The sequence below is a fragment of the Pseudomonas sp. AC136 genome, assembly GCF_979258585.1.
This window is the reverse complement of record NZ_OZ409865.1, coordinates 3,548,982-3,564,666: the sequence shown is the minus strand read 5'-3', so window position 1 is coordinate 3,564,666 and position 15,685 is coordinate 3,548,982. Positions and strand designations below refer to the sequence as shown.

The window sequence follows — 15,685 nt, the reverse complement described above, 5'->3', positions numbered from 1 at the left end:
GAATGCTCATTGGCTACAGCCAACTCCGCTTAAAAAACCGATTTCGCCTTGCCCGGCTCTAGCTCGCTCGATCTTGATCGCTGTAAAAAAAGGGAGGCTTAGGCCTCCCTTTTTCATTACCCAAAAACACCCTTCCTGTGGGAGCGGCTTCAGCCGCGATGCTTTTGACCTAAACAGCACCGCGGCTAATCGGCATACCGCCCAGCCGCTCCTAAAAAAGCACTATTTCACCGTGATATTAATCACCGGCGAAACCACCGGCAGCGGCGCAAGCACGCCGTTCTTGTCGGTCTGTACCAGCTGCAAGCGGTGCGGGCCGCTGGGCAGGATGAATTTCTCGGCTTTGTCTTCCGACAGCAATCGCACCTGGTCGCTGCGCAGCACCGGCATGTTGGCCGACACCGGCGGGGCGTCGATCAGCAGGTGAATCTGGTTATCCGGCGAGCTCATCACGGGCGGCGACATGCCGGGCGTCACTGTCACGGTGCGTAGGCCGAATTTGATCGCGAAGGGGCGGTCCACGGTGGCGCCATCTTGCGGCTCGATAAAGTACAGCTGCGCCGTTTGCGTCACTTCAATTGGCACGGCGGGCTCGGGGGTGGTGGCGGCCACGCTGGCGGAGCTGGCGCCCAACGCCATGGCCATCAACAGCGCAGCCTGAACGGCCGGGGTGAACAACTTCATGTGCATGGTTGAGCCCTCCTGGATCCTTATAAGAAACCGCCCGTTGTGCGAGCTGCTCATTTAATGACCACCAGAGTGTAGGACGGTTCAGGCATAACGCCTGCGCTTCAAGCGCCCGGCTCCAGCGTTGGCGGGCGTTCCAGGTCACCGCCGGTAACACGGCCAAAACCGGCCACTATCGAAGGTGTGGCTTGGCCAGCAATAACCTGCAAAAGCCCGGTTTACGCGGCGTGCAGGCCCATCCTTCGACGGGAACCCGCGCGCGCCGCTGGCGCCTTGCCAGGCCGCTCGCCAGACTGCCGGTCGCCCATCAAGGAAGTGCCGCCATGATAAAAACAATCGCACCTGCCGCTCTTGCTCTACTGCTCGCCACGCCCTGCCTGGCCGACTTGCAGCCGCTGGACAATCCCGCCCTGAGCGACGTGGCAGGCCAAGCCGGCATCAGCATTCGCCTCGACTTGCAGGCGCGCATTAACCAGATCCGCTTCAGCGACACCGGTGGCAACGTGTCGCTGCGCAACGTGAAAATCGACAACGGCTGCGTCACCGCCAGCGACTGCCCCAACGGAGCCGGTGGAAGCTTTGCCCTGGGCCCGGCGCAATTGGGGTTGGTGCTGCCGATTTTTGGCGTTAACCAGCCCACCCTCATGGTCGACGTGGTGACCGGCGCCAACGGCCAGCAGCAGCTGCAATTCACCCTGCCGGATCTCACCACTATCAACGAGCAACTGATCGCCAGCGGTCTGCCGGCACAACGCATCCGCCTGCGCGTAGCCAGCGACATGTTCGTCGGAGAGAGTCGTTTGGGTAGTTTGGAGGTGCGCGATATCACCGATTTGCACGGCACGATCAAGGTGTGGGGGCACTGATCGCAACAGACGCCGGCCGCCCTTCGAAAACAGCGGGGAGCTAGGCCACTCGGCGGCGAAACCAACCCGTCAGCGACAACCGCTCCCGCGTCGCCGGCAGCACTTCATGGGACAACTCGCCTGACATGAAAATCACCAGCCGCCCGCCCAGGGGTGCGATGTCGTAGGCCTGCTCGGCGGGGTAAATGCGCAACGCCCCACCCTGCTCGGCTAGCCAGCCTTCGTTCAGGTACAACACGGCCGACACGGTGCGGCGGTCGTCATCGCGAAAACGGTCGACATGGCGCTGGTAAAACGCGCCGGGCGGGTACAGCGCGAAATGGCTTTCGTAATCGTCCAGGCCCAGGTACAGCGCTTGGTTCAGGGCCAGTCGCAGTTGATCCATCACGCTCAGGTAGGCATCGGTGGCCACGCTTTCGCCCGGCTCCAGCCATTGAATGCTGTCGCCGCGCACGCCTTCGCGCACTTGCGTGGCGGCACCCCGGCCGACACCCGCGCGCGCCAGGCGGCCATCGGCGGCACGTTGTTGGCACTCAGCGGCCAGTTCGCCGGTCAGAGTCTGTGGAATAAACAGGTCGTGCTGCGACCAGCCCTGGTCGGCGAGGTTGTCGACAAGGGTGGTCAGCAGCGCGTGATCGAGCAGAAGCGTTTCGGATGGAATGGGCATGCCGGCGATTCTATCAGCGCCGCTCACGCGCCTCGACAAGCCCACGCCATGCCGCTGAAAATAGCGGCCTGCCCGACAGGAGTCTTTATGCGCGCCCTCTTTGCCCTCGTCTTGTTGTTCTGCACCTTGCCAAGCCTGGCCGACGAGCACAGCCAGCTCTATGAAACCGCCGGCTGGCCGCAACAACGCGCGCACTTCAACGCGGCCCTGAAAGCCGCACAGGAACGCTACCGCGCCAGCCTGCCGGACGCCGTCTATCAAACCCTGGTCAACAACAGCAACCAGCGCTTCGCCCCCGAGGCGATGGATCAGCGCGGCGAAGCCACCCTGCGCGAGAAACTGCCCAACCCGGCGCCGGCGTTGGCGTTTTTCCAGTCGCCGCTGGGGCGCAAAATTGTTCAGGCCGAAGTCGACGCCACCCGCCCGGAAGAACTGGCCAAGCACGCCAACGGCATTCCGCGTATTCAGGCCGAAGCCACCCGCGCCCTGTTGATTCGCCACCTGGCCCAGGCGCTGCCGGCCAAGGAAGCGGGCGCCGAAGTGAGCCTGGCGCTGGCTGGGGTCGCGGCCGACAGCCTGAGCCAGATGATTCCCGGCCTGCTCGGCGGAGGCCAGGCGCAAGGCATGCTGCAAAGCCAGCGCCAGCGGTTGATGCAGCAGATTGGCGCCGACGTCGATAACACGCTGTTGTACGTGTACAGCGGCTTGTCCGACCCGGAGTTGGATGAGTTTGTGATGTTCGCCGAATCGGCCGATGGCAAGGTCTACTACCAGGCGGCGCTGGAGGCGATGCGTGCAGGCTTGGCGGTGGGCCAGCCGGCAGCGGCGGCGCCGAACCCGGCAGCCAATCCGGGCATTTGAGCGGCAACAATCAGCGCGAAAACTGCTCACTCAAAAACGCAAAGTAGCGCTGGCGAATCTCCGCGCGTTCATTGGCCAGGTGATGCCGCCCGCCTTCCACCATCAGCACCGTCACCTCGCTGAACTTGCTGCGCAGCACCTCAAGGTTGAAACGCCAGTCCACGGTCATGTCCGCATCGCCCTGCACGATCACCACGCGCCGCTGAATCACCTTGGCCCGCTCGATACCCGGCACCCAGCGCGATAACGCGCCCACCCAAGCGGTGGGCAAACTCAGAGGTTGCAGTGGATCAGCCTGAATAAAGGTGAGGAATTCCGCGTCATTGGAGTTAGGGCTGAAGCGCCGCGGAATTTCGGTGACGAAGTGGCGCAGCACGCGGTAGCTGAGCTTCGACCAGCCCCACGCACGCGGGCGCACCAGCGGCGCCAGCAGCAGCACTTCACCGATTTCGGCACGCACCGGGTTGTTCAGCAAAAAGTCGACGATGATCGCCCCGCCCGTGCTCTGTCCGCATAGGTGCCACGGCTGCGGCAAATCGAGGCTGGCGGCTTCGGCCAGCACAGCCTTGAACACGGCCTGGTACTCGCTGAACTCGCCAATGCTGGCGCGCGGGCCGCTAGACAAACCATGGCCCGGCAAGTCGCAGGCCAGCACGGCGAAGCCCATGCCCAGCGCCCAGGCGATTACGTGGCGATACAAGCCCATGTGGTCGTAATAGCCGTGTTGCAGCACCAGCGTGGCGGTGGGCGCGGGCGGCAACCACAGCTGCGTCACCACTTCGTAATCGTGAACCGTCACCACGCCGAGGCGGCAGGTGGCGCCGGGAATATTCAGCCCATAGAACTGCCGATAAACCTGCGCCTCTGGCGGCTCGGCATGCGCCGCGGCCAAGGGTCGCAATTGGGCGCGCAGGGAATCGGGCTGAACGGGTTCTGACATGGGGCATCCGTGGATGTCGGAGGAAAACAGGCGGCCAACCAAATGGCGCCGCAACGGCTGGGAAGTTTCAGCCCCGCAGCCTTCCGTGGCAAGCTAGCAACCCGCCACCGAACGATTTGCCATGCGCCCCAGCCGAAAAGCCGTACTCGCCACCTTGCTTGCCATCGTCTGGCTGGGCGCCATGCTCAGCGCCTTCTGGTGGTATGAGGCGCGCTACATTCGCCCGTTCGCCGAAACCACCGCGCTGTTTTCCGGCGACCCGCTGCAACTACCCGCGCAATTGGCCGGGCCGGGGCCGATTCGCGTGGTGCATTTCTGGGACCCCGCCTGCCCCTGCAACGTCGGCAATCAGCAGCATCTGGCCGAGCTGCTGGCGCGCTTCGGGCCGCAAGGCGTGGCCTTTTATGCCGTGCAAAAACCCGGCAGCAGCGGCCAACTGCCAGACACCCTTAGCGCCCTGCAACCGCTCACTGCCTTCCCCGGCGCCGAACATTTGCCGGCCAGCCCAGCGGTGGGCATCTGGGATAAAAACGGCAACCTCGCCTACTTCGGCCCCTACAGCGAAGGCGCCACGTGCACCTCCAGCAACAGCTTTATCGAGCCGATTCTGGAGGCACTGGCCCAAGGCCGCGCCGTAAACGCCACGCACACCCTGGCGGTGGGCTGCTTCTGTCAGTGGGCTACGCCGGCCGCCGCGCCCTGAGTTGATACGCTTGCGGCGTCATGCCCTGCCAGCGGCGAAAGGCGCGGTAGAACGGCGATAACTCGGCGAAGCCACAGGCGCGCGCCACTTCCCGAATCGGCTGGCCCGCTTCCAGCAGTTGCATGGCGTGCTGGCGTCGGACTTCTTCGTGCAGCTCGCGAAAGCTGCTGTTTTGCTGCGCCAAGGCGCGCTGCAAGGCGCCCGGGCTCAGGTGCAGCGCTTCGGCGCAATTGAGCAGGGTGCACAGCGGCTGGCCCACATGCACGTGCAGCCAGTAACGCACCCGGTTGAGCAATTGGTTCTCGCCGAGTTCCTGCAATTCCAGTTCAGCCTGCTGGCTAAGCAGGGCAAACAGGCGAGGGTTGGCGCTGCGCGAGGGGCGGTTGAGCAGGTTGCTGGAAAACAGCAGCGCGTCGTGGACCTGGCCAAAGTTGGGGGTCAGGCCGAACAGGCGTTTGTGTTCACTGAGCCGGCGTGGCGCGGGATGACGGAACTCCACGCCCAGCACGCGAAACTCTTCATCGGTGACGCTGCCGAGCATCTTGATCAGCAGCAGCGCCAAGCATTCGATCTGCTGGCGCAACGAGCCAAAGCCTCGGTAGTTGAGGTCCAGCACCAGGCGTGCGGTGTCGCCGTGCTCTTCGAAATGCGCGGCAAAACCGCCGGACAGGATGTGCTGATAGCGCACAAAGCAGTGCAGCGCTTCGCGTAAGTCGCGGCTGGCCAGCAGCAGGTAACTGACCACGTCCAACGGCCGGGGCTTCATGACTTCGGCGAGGTGCAGACCGATATCGCAATCGCCAGTGAGGTCTTGCAGGGCTTCCCAGAACAGCGGCGCGTTGTCGTGCTCCTCGCGCCCGGACACCGACGGCGCCGCCAGGGGCACGCCCTGATAAGCGCGGCGGTAGGTGTCGGTCGGGTCCCAACCCAGGCTCATCAGCCCTTCGTACAACAGGCGGCGCATGGTCGGCGAATGGGTGAGCACGGCAGGGGTGGTGGACATGGGCGGCCTGGCCAGAAGCGAGTTGACCGCAGATTTTCACTGTTCGAATGTTTGGTCAATGCCGGCCACCCAACACGCTGCGCAAAATGCAGCACGCGCGCCCCGCCGTCGCTGCGCATAACAATAAGGACTCGACAATGAAACGCACCCTGACCGCCCTTGCCGTGGTGGTAGCCGCCGCTGCTGCTGGCGCCACCTGGTACATCCACAGTAAACAGCCGATGCGCGATGGCCAGGTACAACTGGCGCACCTGGATGGCGCGGTCAGCGTGCGCTACGACGAGCGCGGCGTTCCCCATATCAAGGCGCAGAACGAGGCCGACATGTACCGCGCCCTGGGTTACGTGCATGCCCAGGACCGTTTGTTCCAAATGGAAATGTTGCGGCGCCTGGCCCGTGGTGAACTGGCCGAAGTGCTCGGCGCCAAGTTGGTGGACACCGACCGCCTGTTCCGCACCCTGCGCCTGCGCGAACACGCCGACGCCTTCGTGCCCAAGCTCGACCACAACACGCCGGCCTTCAAAGCGCTGGAGGCGTACCTGGATGGCGTCAACCAGTTCCAGGCCAGCCACCCGAAACCCATCGAATTTGACCTGTTGGGCATCCAGCCCCGTCCCTTCACGCCCGAAGACACTCTGAGCGTAGCCGGCTACATGGCCTACAGCTTCGCCGCTGCGTTCCGGACCGAACCGGTGCTCACCTATGTGCGCGATGAGCTGGGCCCGGACTATCTGAAAATTTTCGACCTGAACTGGAAACCGCAAGGCGCCATCGGCCAGGCCGCACTGGCGAGCAGCGACTGGAAAGACCTCAACGCCATCGCCCGCCTCAGTCACGACGCGCTGGTGGATGCCGGCCTGCCGCAGTTTGAAGGCAGCAACGCCTGGACCATTTCCGGCAGCCGCACGCAAAGCGGCAAACCGCTGCTGGCGGGCGACCCGCATATTCGCTTCGCCGTGCCGGCGGTGTGGTACGAAGCGCAGCTGTCGGCCCCGGGCTTTGAGCTGTACGGCCATCACCAGGCGCTGAACCCGTTTGCCTCGCTGGGCCACAACATGGACTTCGGCTGGAGCCTGACCATGTTCCAGAACGATGACCTGGATCTGATCGCCGAGAAGGTCAACCCGGACAACCCCAATCAAGTGTGGGTGAACGGCCAGTGGGCCGACCTGCAAACCCGCGAAGAAGAGATCAAGGTCAAGGACGCGGCGCCGGTCAAACTCACCCTGCGCCAGTCGCCCCACGGCCCGATCATCAACGACGCCCTGGGCGCCTCAGCCGGCAAAACGCCGATTGCCATGTGGTGGGCATTCCTGGAAACCGAGAACCCGGTGCTGCAAGGTTTCTACGAGCTGAACCGCGCCAACACCGTGGAAAAAATGCGCAGCGCCGGGGCGAAAATTCAGTCGCCGGGCCTGAACCTGGTGTGGGCCAACGCCAAAGGCGACATCGGCTGGTGGGCCGCCGCGCAACTGCCCATCCGCCCGGAAGGCGTGAACCCGACGTTCATCCTCGACGGCAGCACCCACGAGGCGGATAAAAATGGCTTCTACCCCTTTAGCGCCAACCCGCAGGAAGAAAACCCGGCGCGCGGTTACATCGTCTCCGCCAACTTCCAGCCGGTATCGCCCACCGGCATGGAAGTGCCGGGCTACTACAACCTCGCCGACCGTGGCGCGCGCCTCAACGCGCACCTGGCCGACAACAGCGTGAAGTGGAACCTGGAAAACAGCCAGGCGCTGCAACTGGACACCGGCACCGACTACGGCAACCGCGTGCTTCAACCGCTGCTGCCAGTGTTGCGCACCGTGGTCACCGACCCCAAGGAAATTCCTCTACTGGAGCAGCTGAGCACCTGGAAAGGCGACTACCCGCTGGACTCGGTGAGCGCGACAATCTTCAACCAACTGATTTACCAACTGGCCGACAGCGCCATGCGCGACGAATTGGGCGATGCCTTCTTCACCAACCTGCTGGCCACCCGCTCCTTCGACGTGGCGTTGCCGCTGCTTGCGGCCGACGAGAATTCGCCGTGGTGGGACAACCGCACCACGCCAGCCAAAGAAACCCGCGCCGACACCGTAAAAGCGGCCTGGCAGGCGAGCATCGCGCACTTGAAAGCCACCGCTGGCGACGACCCGAAAAACTGGCAATGGGGCAAGCTGCACACCCTCACCCACGGTCACCCGCTGGGCGCGCAGAAGCCGTTGGACAAACTCTTCAACGTCGGCCCGTTCGCCGCACCCGGCAGCCACGAAGTGCCCAACAACCTCACCGCGCCGGTCAGCCCGGCGCCGTGGGGCGTGGTGTATGGGCCTTCGACCCGTCGCCTGATCGACTTTGGCGATGCGGCGCACAGCCTGGGCATTAACCCGGTTGGGCAAAGCGGCGTGGCGTTTGATGCGCACTATTCCGACCAGGCGCAAACCTACATTCAGGGCGGGTATGTGCCGCAGCATTTTGAAGAGTCGGAAGTGGCGGCCAATACCAAAGGGACGTTGAAGTTGGTGCCGGCTAAGTAGCTAAGACTGGAAAGCAAAAGCCCCGCAGATGCGGGGCTTTTTTTATGGGCGTGGGTTTTGCGTTGGGGCTGGCCCTCACCCCTAGCCCCTCTCCCGCAAGCGGGAGAGGGGAACTCAATCACCGATTTAGCCTAATACGCAGTTAGGCCCGCTTTTGACTTGCGATTTCAGCCTCCCACCTATCGAGAGCGAGCGAGCTAGAGCGAGGCAAGGCGAAAACACTTTTTGAAGCGCAGTGGGCTGTAGCCCATGAGCATTCAAAAAGTGTTTTCAACGCAGCATCGCCGACGCGCAGCCGCTCGGTCACTCAATTACGCAGTAGCATGGTTCTGCGACGGATCCCGACGACTATCCGGCCCGGCCGCATTGGCCGCCCCGGTGGTCTCGTCCATGGCCTGCTGAATCGCTTTCAACCGACGCTTCTCGGCCTTGCGGCTGAAGAACCAGACCAGGAAGGTGAAGATCGACACCACCAGCAGAATCAAGCTGGCCACGGCGTTGATCTCTGGCTTCACGCCCAGACGCACGGCGGAGAACACTTCCATCGGCAGGGTCGTGGAACCCGGGCCCGATACGAAGCTGGCCAGTACCAGGTCATCCAGCGACAGGGCGAACGACATCATGCCGCCCGCTGCCAGCGACGGCGCGATCATGGGGATGGTGATCAGCATGAACACTTTCCACGGTCTGGCGCCCAGGTCCATGGCCGCCTCTTCGATGGACATGTCCAGCTCACGCAAGCGCGCCGATACCACGACCGCCACGTACGAGGCGCAGAAGGTGGTGTGGGCGATCCAGATGGTCAGAATGCCGCGCTCTTGTGGCCAACCGATCATCTGCGCCATGGCTACGAACAGCAGCAACAGCGACAGACCGGTGATCACCTCGGGCATTACCAGCGGCGCGGTGACCAGACCACCGAACAAGGTGCGACCCTTGAAGCGGGTGATACGGGTCAGCACGAATGCCGCCAGGGTGCCGAGCACCACCGCCGAAATCGCGGTGTAGAACGCGATTTCCAGCGAGCGGCCCACGGAGTTCATCAGTTGGGTGTTGTCGAGCAAGCCGACGTACCACTTCACCGACCAGCCGCCCCACACCGTCACCAGCTTGGAGGCGTTGAACGAGTAGATGACCAGAATCACCATGGGCATGTAGATGAACAACAGGCCCATCACCAACATGATGTTCGAGAAACTGAAGCGCTTCATGCTTTGCCCTCCAGTTCTTTGGCTTGGCTACGGTTGAACAGAATGATCGGCACGATCAGGATCGCCAGCATCACCACCGCCAGAGCAGAGGCCACCGGCCAGTCGCGGTTGTTGAAGAACTCTTGCCACAACACCTTACCGATCATCAGCGTTTCCGGACCGCCCAACAGTTCTGGAATCACGAACTCGCCCACTACCGGAATGAACACCAGCATGCAGCCGGCGATGATGCCGTTCTTGGCCAGGGGCACGGTGATTTTCCAGAAGTTGTTGAGGTTGGTTGAGCCCAGGTCCGAGGCGGCTTCGAGCAACGACAGGTCGTGCTTCACCAGGTTGGCGAACAGCGGCAGCACCATGAACGGCAGGTACGAGTAAACGACGCCGATGTACACCGCCAGGTTGGTGTTGAGGATTTGCAGCGGCTCGTTAATCAGCCCCATGCCCATCAACGCCGCGTTAAGCAGGCCGTTGTTGCTGAGAATGCCCATCCAGGCGTACACGCGGATCAGGATGGCCGTCCAGGTCGGCATCATGATCAGCAGCAGCAAAACGGTTTGCGTGTCCTTGTTGGCGCGGGCAATGCCGTAGGCCATCGGGAAACCAATGACCAGGCACAACACGGTGCTGATGAAGGCCATCTTCAACGAGCCGAGGTAGGCCGAGATGTACAGCTCGTCCTCGGTGAGCATCACGTAGTTGCCCAGGTTGAGGATCACCTGCAGCTTCTGCTCCACGAAGGAGTAGATCTCGGTGTACGGCGGAATGGCGACGTCGGCTTCAGCGAAGCTGATCTTCAGAACGATGAAGAACGGCAGCATGAAGAACAGAAACAGCCACAGGAACGGCACGCCAATGACAGCGTGTCTGCCGGTCGGCATCAGCGCTTTTAGTTTTCGACTTTTCATGAGCGTAACGCGACCCCGCTATCGTCTTCCCACCAGACGTACACCTCGTCGCCCCAGGTTGGACGGGCGCCGCGGCGTTCCGCGTTGGCCACGAACGATTGCACGATCTTGCCGCTCGGCAGCTCGACGTAGAACACCGAGTGGCCGCCCAGGTAGGCGATGTCATGCACCTTGCCGCGCGACCAGTTGTATTCGCAGGTCGGCATTTCGGTGGTGACCAACAGCTTCTCGGGACGGATGGCGTAGGTGATTTGTTTGTCTTGTACGGAGGTGGTTACCCCGTGGCCGACGTAGATGGCGCGCTCCAGATCCGGGCTGGCGATCAGGGCGTGGCCTTCCATGTCTTCCACCACGTGGCCTTCGAACAGGTTCACGTTGCCGATGAACTCGCACACCATGCGGCTGGTGGGCGTTTCATAGATGTCGATGGGGCTGCCGATTTGCGCGATCCAGCCCAGGTGCATGATGGCGATGCGTTCGGCCATGGTCATGGCCTCTTCCTGATCGTGGGTCACCATTACGCAGGTCACGCCAACGCGTTCGATGATTTCCACCAGCTCGAGCTGCATTTGCGAACGCAGTTTTTTGTCCAGTGCGCCCATGGGCTCATCGAGCAGCAGCAGCTTCGGGCTCTTGGCCAGCGAACGGGCCAGGGCCACGCGCTGACGCTGGCCGCCGGAGAGCTGATGCGGCTTGCGCTTGGCGTACTGGGTCATGTGCACCAGCTTGAGCATCTCGTTCACGCGCTCGTCGATTTCAGCCTTGGACATGCGGTCCTGCTTGAGACCGAAGGCGATGTTCTGCGCCACGGTCATGTGCGGGAACAGCGCGTAAGACTGGAACATCATGTTGATCGGCCGCTCGTAGGGCGGCATATCGGTGATGTCTTGGCCGTCGAGGAAAATCCGTCCCTCGGTTGGGCGTTCAAAGCCTGCCAGCATCCGCAGCAAGGTGGATTTACCCGATCCAGAGCCGCCGAGCAGGGCGAAAATCTCGCCCTTGTTGATTGTCAGGGACACATCGTCCACTGCAATCGTCTCGTCGAACTTCTTGGTCACCCGATCGATTTTGACCAAAACCTCTTTAGGTTTCTGGTCGCCCTCGAGGGCTTTCTTGTAGGCGCCGGAGGCAACTGCCATTACAAAACTCCCAACTTTATTTTGAGGGCCAGCCCACTACGGACCGGCCTTTTTTCATCGTCACCCGACTGCTGTCAGGTGATTACTGGGTTATTAGCGCCAGGCGCTTCACTCGTTATGTGTTCAGTCGTTATTTGCCGGACTTGATCTTGGTCCACGAACGGGTCACCACGCGTTGCAGTTTTTGCGGCAACGGCACCGATACGTACAGGCGGTCGAGGACCTCTTGCGGCGGGTAAATCGAAGGGTCGTTACGCAGCTCCTGGTCCATCACCGCATCAGCCTTGCTGTTGGGGTTGGCGTAGCCGACGTATTCGCTGATCGGCGAGATTACGGCCGGGTCCAGCAGGTAGTTGATAAAGGCGTGGGCCTCTTTGGGGTTCGGGGCATCTGCCGGAATGGCGAGCATGTCGAACCACAGATTGCCGCCTTCTTTCGGAATGCTGTAGGCGATCTCGACCCCCTTGCCGGCTTCCTTGGCGCGCTCGGCGGCCTGGAACACATCACCGGAGAAACCCACGGCGACGCAGATGTTGCCGTTGGCCAGGTCGGAGATGTATTTCGAGGAATGGAAGTAGGTGACGTAAGGACGAATCGCGAGCAGTTTGGCTTCGGCCTTTTTGTAGTCGTCAGGGTTGGTGCTGTTGGCATCCAGGCCCATGTAATTGAGCATGGCCGGGAACATTTCATCCGGCGAGTCGAGGAAGGCGACGCCGCACTGGCTCAGCTTCTTGATGTTCTCCGGCTCGAACAGCGTGGCCCAGGAATCGATATGGTCGACGCCCAATACCGCCTTCACTTTTTCCACGTTGTAGCCAATGCCGTTGGTGCCCCACAGGTACGGAACGGCGTAGACGTTGCCCGGATCGACCTTGTCGAGCTGCTTGAGCAGCTTGGGATCCAGGTTACTGAAATTGGGCAGCTGGCTGCGGTCGAGTTTCTGGAACACGCCGGCCTTGATCTGCTTGGACAGGAAGTTGTTCGAGGGCACCACCACGTCGTATCCGGTGCGGCCAGCGAGCATCTTGCCTTCGAGGGTTTCGTTGGAGTCGAACACGTCATAAACCGGCTTGATCCCGGTGGCTTTCTGGAAGTCGGCCAGGGTGGTTTCGCCGATGTAGTCGGTCCAGTTGTAGACATGCACGGTCGGCTCGGCCTGGGCCAAGGCACTGATGCCCATCAGGGCAGCGGCGCTTATCAGGGTTTTGCGCAAAGAGGTTCGCACACGTCCATCCTCATTTTGTTAGATCAATATGGCCATCAACGGTGGCCAGTTGGGTTACCGCATCTGCCCCGTTTGTACGGTGAGCAGGTGGCAAAACGGCAATCGCGGGGCGCAAAAAACTGTAAACGCCACTGCTGAGAGCCCGGCACTTCAACTACTGAGCAATACATCTTCAGAAGAACCGAGGGCCTCGTCGACGCCCAGGTTCCGGACACACCTCCAGCGGTTTGTTATCACCGCCAGAGGTGTTGGTTCGCTTACTTACCAGACTTGATTTTGGTCCAGGAGCGGGTCATCAAACGCTGAACCTTGGCCGGCAGGTCAGGGAACGCGTAGAGCTTTTTCATCACGTCGTCGCTTGGGTAAATGCCCGGGTCTTTACGGATGGCTTCGCTCACCAACGGCGTGGCGGCGGAGTTGCCGTTCGGGTAAGACACCTCGTCACTGATTTCAGCAATGATTTCCGGCTTGAGCAGGAAGTCGACGAACTTCAAAGCGCCTTCCGGGTTTGCGGCATCCTTCGGAATGGCCACGGTGTCGAAGAATGCGCCAGCGCCTTCCTTCGGAATGTTGTAGCCAACGTTGACCTTGTTCTTCGCTTCTTCAGCGCGGGACTTGGCCTGGTAGATGTCGCCCGAATAGCCGATGGCCACGCAGATGTTGCCGTTAGCCAAGTCGGAAATGTATTTGGACGAGTGGAAGTAAGCGGTCGAAGGACGCACTTTCAGGAACAGCGCTTCAGCTGCGGCCAGCTCTTTCGGGTCCTGGCTATCTGGCTTGTAGCCCAGGTAATGCAGGGCGGCCGGCAGCATTTCGGTCGGCGAGTCGAGGAAGCTCACGCCGCACTCTTTAAGCTTGGCCATGTTCTCTGGCTTGAACACCAGGTCCCACGAATCGACCGGCGCGTTGTCGCCCAGAATGGCTTTGACCTTGTCGACGTTGTAACCGATACCGATGGTGCCCCACAGGTAAGGAATGGCGAACTTGTTACCCGGGTCGCTGATTTCCAGGGTCTTCATCAGCTCGGGGTTGAGGTTCTTGTAGTTCGGCAATTTGCTGCGATCAAGCGGCTGATAAACGCCGGCTTTGATCTGCTTGGCCAGGAAGGAGTTGGACGGCACGACGATGTCGTAGCCCGACTTGCCGGCCAGCAATTTGGCTTCGAGCACTTCGTTGCTGTCGTACACGTCGTAGACGACTTTGATGCCAGTCTCTTTGGTGAATTTTTCCACGGTGTCCGGTGCGATGTAATCGGACCAGTTGTACACGTGCAGCACTTTGTCATCGGCCTGGACCGCGCCGACCATCACTCCCAATAAGGACAACGCGAGAAAGGACTTGCCGAATGTTTTCATGCGTACAGCTCCTGTTTTATGTAGTTATCCGAACAGTGGCGTTTGCTCAGGGGAGCGTTGCATCCGCTCCCTTGGCGGCCACCCTTCGGTGAGCCTGGCCAACGCACCGTGCAGTCTGGCAAGGACCAGCGCGGGTTTACAACTTTTCGGCGCACTCGAAGCGAAATTTCGCCCCGAACGTGCCTGCCCATTTACTGCTTAGCCGAGTACTGCACTGGCGGTCAGATCCAGGCACTTACGTGCCTTGGTCACCAGCTCATCGATTTCGTCTTTGCTGATTACCAGCGGTGGCGCAATGATCATGGTGTCGCCCACAGCGCGCATGATCAGACCGTTGTTGAAGCAATGGCCGCGGCAGATCATGCCCACGCCCTTACCCTCGAACCGCTCGCGGGTCTTTTTGTTCTTCACCAACTCGATTGCGCCGAGCATGCCAAGACCGCGCACTTCACCCACCAGCGGGTGATCCGCCAGCTCACGTAAACGCTTCTGCAAATACGGTGCCGTTTCGGCGCGCACCTTCTCCAGAATCTTTTCTTCGCGAATGATCCGCAGGTTTTCCAGCGCCACGGCGGCTGCCACCGGGTGACCGGAATAGGTAAAGCCGTGGTTGAAATCGCCGCCTTCGTTGATCACCTGCGCGACCTTGTCGCTGACGATCAGGCCGCCCATGGGGATGTAACCGGAGGTCAGGCCCTTGGCGATGGTCATCAGGTCGGGCGTGTTGCCGTAATAGTCGCTGCCGAACCACTCGCCGGTGCGGCCGAAGCCACAAATCACTTCGTCAGCGGCGAACAGGATGTCGTACTTGGCGAGAATTTCGCGCACCTTCGGCCAGTAGGTTTCGGGCGGAATAATCACGCCGCCGGCACCTTGAATCGGCTCGGCGATAAACGCCGCCACCTTGTCTTCGCCGACTTCGAGAATTTTCTTTTCCAGTTGCTCGGCGGCCCAGATGCCGAACTCGGCCGGGCTCATGTCACCGCCCTCGCCAAACCAGTACGGCTGCGGAATGTGCACGATGTCCGGCAGCGTGCCGCCCTGCTCGTGCATGCCCTGCATACCGCCCAACGCGGCGCCGGCCACGGTGGAACCGTGATAGCCGTTGACGCGACCGATGATGACTTTCTTCTGCGGCTTGCCCTTCACCTGCCAGTAGTGACGGACCATACGCAGCATGGTGTCGTTACCTTCCGAACCGGAACCGGTAAAGAACACGTGATTCATGTGCGGCGGCGCCAGCTCGGCGATGGTTTTCGCCAGCTCCAGCACCGGCGGGTGCGCGGTCATAAAGAAGGTGTTGTAGAACGGCAGCTGCTTCATTTGCTTGGCAGCGGCATCGGCCAGTTCGTCGCGGCCGTAGCCGATGGCCACGCACCAAAGGCCGGCCATGGCGTCGAGAATCTTGTTGCCTTCGCTGTCCCACAGGTACACGCCGTCGGCCTGGGTGATGATGCGCGGGCCCACTTCTTTCAGCTGTTTATAGTCGCTGAACGGCGCCAGGTGATGGTCGTTGCTCAGCGCCTGCCATGCGCGCGTCTGCGGGTTTTTCATCGGGCTGGTCATTGCAAACCTCAATTCAAACAAGCCCGGCGTGTGCC

14 protein-coding genes are annotated in these 15,685 nt (G+C 61.4%); 4 read left to right on the top strand and 10 right to left on the bottom strand.

Going from position 1 to position 15,685, the window contains the following annotated elements; translation table 11 throughout:
* Window positions 1-222: 222 nt before the first annotated feature.
* Window positions 223-690 (bottom strand): DUF4399 domain-containing protein, encoded by a 468-nt coding sequence (locus tag ACZZZU_RS15780; protein WP_163016722.1) that lies wholly within the window; start codon window positions 688-690, stop codon window positions 223-225.
* Window positions 691-1,010: 320 nt separating this feature from the next.
* On the opposite strand from ACZZZU_RS15780, the gene ACZZZU_RS15775 reads away from it, so the two are divergent.
* The gene (locus ACZZZU_RS15775; protein ID WP_122497658.1) at window positions 1,011-1,553 is read left to right on the top strand and encodes a DUF6160 family protein; all 543 of its coding nucleotides are present in this window, start codon (window positions 1,011-1,013) and stop codon (window positions 1,551-1,553) included.
* A 40-nt stretch (window positions 1,554-1,593) separates the two neighbouring features.
* On the opposite strand, the gene ACZZZU_RS15770 is transcribed toward ACZZZU_RS15775, so the two are convergent.
* Window positions 1,594-2,220 (bottom strand): 2OG-Fe(II) oxygenase, encoded by a 627-nt coding sequence (locus ACZZZU_RS15770; protein WP_463551142.1) that lies wholly within the window; start codon window positions 2,218-2,220, stop codon window positions 1,594-1,596.
* An 87-nt stretch (window positions 2,221-2,307) separates the two neighbouring features.
* Between ACZZZU_RS15770 and ACZZZU_RS15765 the strand changes: the two genes are divergently transcribed.
* The gene (locus ACZZZU_RS15765; protein WP_463551141.1) at window positions 2,308-3,081 is read left to right on the top strand and encodes a hypothetical protein; all 774 of its coding nucleotides are present in this window, start codon (window positions 2,308-2,310) and stop codon (window positions 3,079-3,081) included.
* Window positions 3,082-3,091: 10 nt separating this feature from the next.
* Here the strand turns inward: ACZZZU_RS15765 and bipL are convergent, their stop codons facing one another.
* Entirely contained in the window at window positions 3,092-4,021 is a 930-nt protein-coding gene (gene bipL, locus ACZZZU_RS15760; RefSeq protein WP_463551140.1) for a phospholipase BipL, read from the bottom strand.
* A 121-nt stretch (window positions 4,022-4,142) separates the two neighbouring features.
* Between bipL and ACZZZU_RS15755 the strand changes: the two genes are divergently transcribed.
* Window positions 4,143-4,724 carry a DUF6436 domain-containing protein gene (locus ACZZZU_RS15755; protein WP_463384461.1) on the top strand — a complete coding sequence of 194 codons (582 nt, stop codon included), beginning with the start codon at window positions 4,143-4,145 and terminating at the stop codon, window positions 4,722-4,724.
* Here the strand turns inward: ACZZZU_RS15755 and ACZZZU_RS15750 are convergent.
* On the bottom strand, window positions 4,702-5,727 hold the full coding sequence (locus ACZZZU_RS15750) for an AraC family transcriptional regulator (RefSeq protein ID WP_463551139.1): 1,026 nt from the start codon (window positions 5,725-5,727) through the stop codon (window positions 4,702-4,704). The genes ACZZZU_RS15755 and ACZZZU_RS15750 overlap by 23 nt on opposite strands.
* 137 nt (window positions 5,728-5,864) lie before the next feature.
* On the opposite strand from ACZZZU_RS15750, the gene ACZZZU_RS15745 reads away from it, so the two are divergent.
* Window positions 5,865-8,249 (top strand): penicillin acylase family protein, encoded by a 2,385-nt coding sequence (locus tag ACZZZU_RS15745; RefSeq protein ID WP_463551138.1) that lies wholly within the window; start codon window positions 5,865-5,867, stop codon window positions 8,247-8,249.
* A 311-nt stretch (window positions 8,250-8,560) separates the two neighbouring features.
* Here the strand turns inward: ACZZZU_RS15745 and ACZZZU_RS15740 are convergent, their stop codons facing one another.
* The 6 genes from ACZZZU_RS15740 to ACZZZU_RS15715 all read right to left on the bottom strand — a co-directional run bounded on the left by ACZZZU_RS15740 (window position 8,561) and on the right by ACZZZU_RS15715 (window position 15,650).
* Window positions 8,561-9,460 carry an ABC transporter permease subunit gene (locus ACZZZU_RS15740; protein ID WP_463551137.1) on the bottom strand — a complete coding sequence of 300 codons (900 nt, stop codon included), beginning with the start codon at window positions 9,458-9,460 and terminating at the stop codon, window positions 8,561-8,563.
* Entirely contained in the window at window positions 9,457-10,338 is an 882-nt protein-coding gene (locus tag ACZZZU_RS15735; protein ID WP_163016725.1) for an ABC transporter permease subunit, read from the bottom strand. The genes ACZZZU_RS15740 and ACZZZU_RS15735 overlap by 4 nt, the downstream gene beginning before the upstream one ends.
* A gap of 23 nt (window positions 10,339-10,361) precedes the next feature.
* On the bottom strand, window positions 10,362-11,504 hold the full coding sequence (gene potA / locus ACZZZU_RS15730; RefSeq protein WP_122497675.1) for a polyamine ABC transporter ATP-binding protein: 1,143 nt from the start codon (window positions 11,502-11,504) through the stop codon (window positions 10,362-10,364).
* A 130-nt stretch (window positions 11,505-11,634) separates the two neighbouring features.
* Complete coding sequence (locus tag ACZZZU_RS15725) at window positions 11,635-12,684, bottom strand: polyamine ABC transporter substrate-binding protein (protein ID WP_463552143.1); 1,050 nt, start codon at window positions 12,682-12,684, stop codon at window positions 11,635-11,637.
* Window positions 12,685-12,986: 302 nt separating this feature from the next.
* Window positions 12,987-14,084, bottom strand: coding sequence for an extracellular solute-binding protein (locus tag ACZZZU_RS15720; RefSeq protein WP_463384457.1), 1,098 nt, complete (start codon window positions 14,082-14,084; stop codon window positions 12,987-12,989).
* A 198-nt stretch (window positions 14,085-14,282) separates the two neighbouring features.
* Window positions 14,283-15,650 carry an aspartate aminotransferase family protein gene (locus ACZZZU_RS15715; protein ID WP_463551136.1) on the bottom strand — a complete coding sequence of 456 codons (1,368 nt, stop codon included), beginning with the start codon at window positions 15,648-15,650 and terminating at the stop codon, window positions 14,283-14,285.
* Window positions 15,651-15,685 lie beyond the last annotated feature (35 nt).

Coding starts and splice junctions, on each gene's coding strand:
- ACZZZU_RS15755 (WP_463384461.1), top strand. CDS start 4,143: ATGCGCCCCAGCCGAAAAGCCGTACTCGCCACCTTGCTTGCCATCGTC.
- bipL (WP_463551140.1), bottom strand. CDS start 4,021: ATGTCAGAACCCGTTCAGCCCGATTCCCTGCGCGCCCAATTGCGACCC.
- ACZZZU_RS15725 (WP_463552143.1), bottom strand. CDS start 12,684: ATGGGCATCAGTGCCTTGGCCCAGGCCGAGCCGACCGTGCATGTCTAC.
- ACZZZU_RS15745 (WP_463551138.1), top strand. CDS start 5,865: ATGAAACGCACCCTGACCGCCCTTGCCGTGGTGGTAGCCGCCGCTGCT.
- ACZZZU_RS15735 (WP_163016725.1), bottom strand. CDS start 10,338: ATGCCGACCGGCAGACACGCTGTCATTGGCGTGCCGTTCCTGTGGCTG.
- ACZZZU_RS15740 (WP_463551137.1), bottom strand. CDS start 9,460: ATGAAGCGCTTCAGTTTCTCGAACATCATGTTGGTGATGGGCCTGTTG.
- ACZZZU_RS15765 (WP_463551141.1), top strand. CDS start 2,308: ATGCGCGCCCTCTTTGCCCTCGTCTTGTTGTTCTGCACCTTGCCAAGC.
- potA (WP_122497675.1), bottom strand. CDS start 11,504: ATGGCAGTTGCCTCCGGCGCCTACAAGAAAGCCCTCGAGGGCGACCAG.
- ACZZZU_RS15750 (WP_463551139.1), bottom strand. CDS start 5,727: ATGTCCACCACCCCTGCCGTGCTCACCCATTCGCCGACCATGCGCCGC.
- ACZZZU_RS15770 (WP_463551142.1), bottom strand. CDS start 2,220: ATGCCCATTCCATCCGAAACGCTTCTGCTCGATCACGCGCTGCTGACC.
- ACZZZU_RS15775 (WP_122497658.1), top strand. CDS start 1,011: ATGATAAAAACAATCGCACCTGCCGCTCTTGCTCTACTGCTCGCCACG.
- ACZZZU_RS15715 (WP_463551136.1), bottom strand. CDS start 15,650: ATGACCAGCCCGATGAAAAACCCGCAGACGCGCGCATGGCAGGCGCTG.
- ACZZZU_RS15780 (WP_163016722.1), bottom strand. CDS start 690: ATGCACATGAAGTTGTTCACCCCGGCCGTTCAGGCTGCGCTGTTGATG.
- ACZZZU_RS15720 (WP_463384457.1), bottom strand. CDS start 14,084: ATGAAAACATTCGGCAAGTCCTTTCTCGCGTTGTCCTTATTGGGAGTG.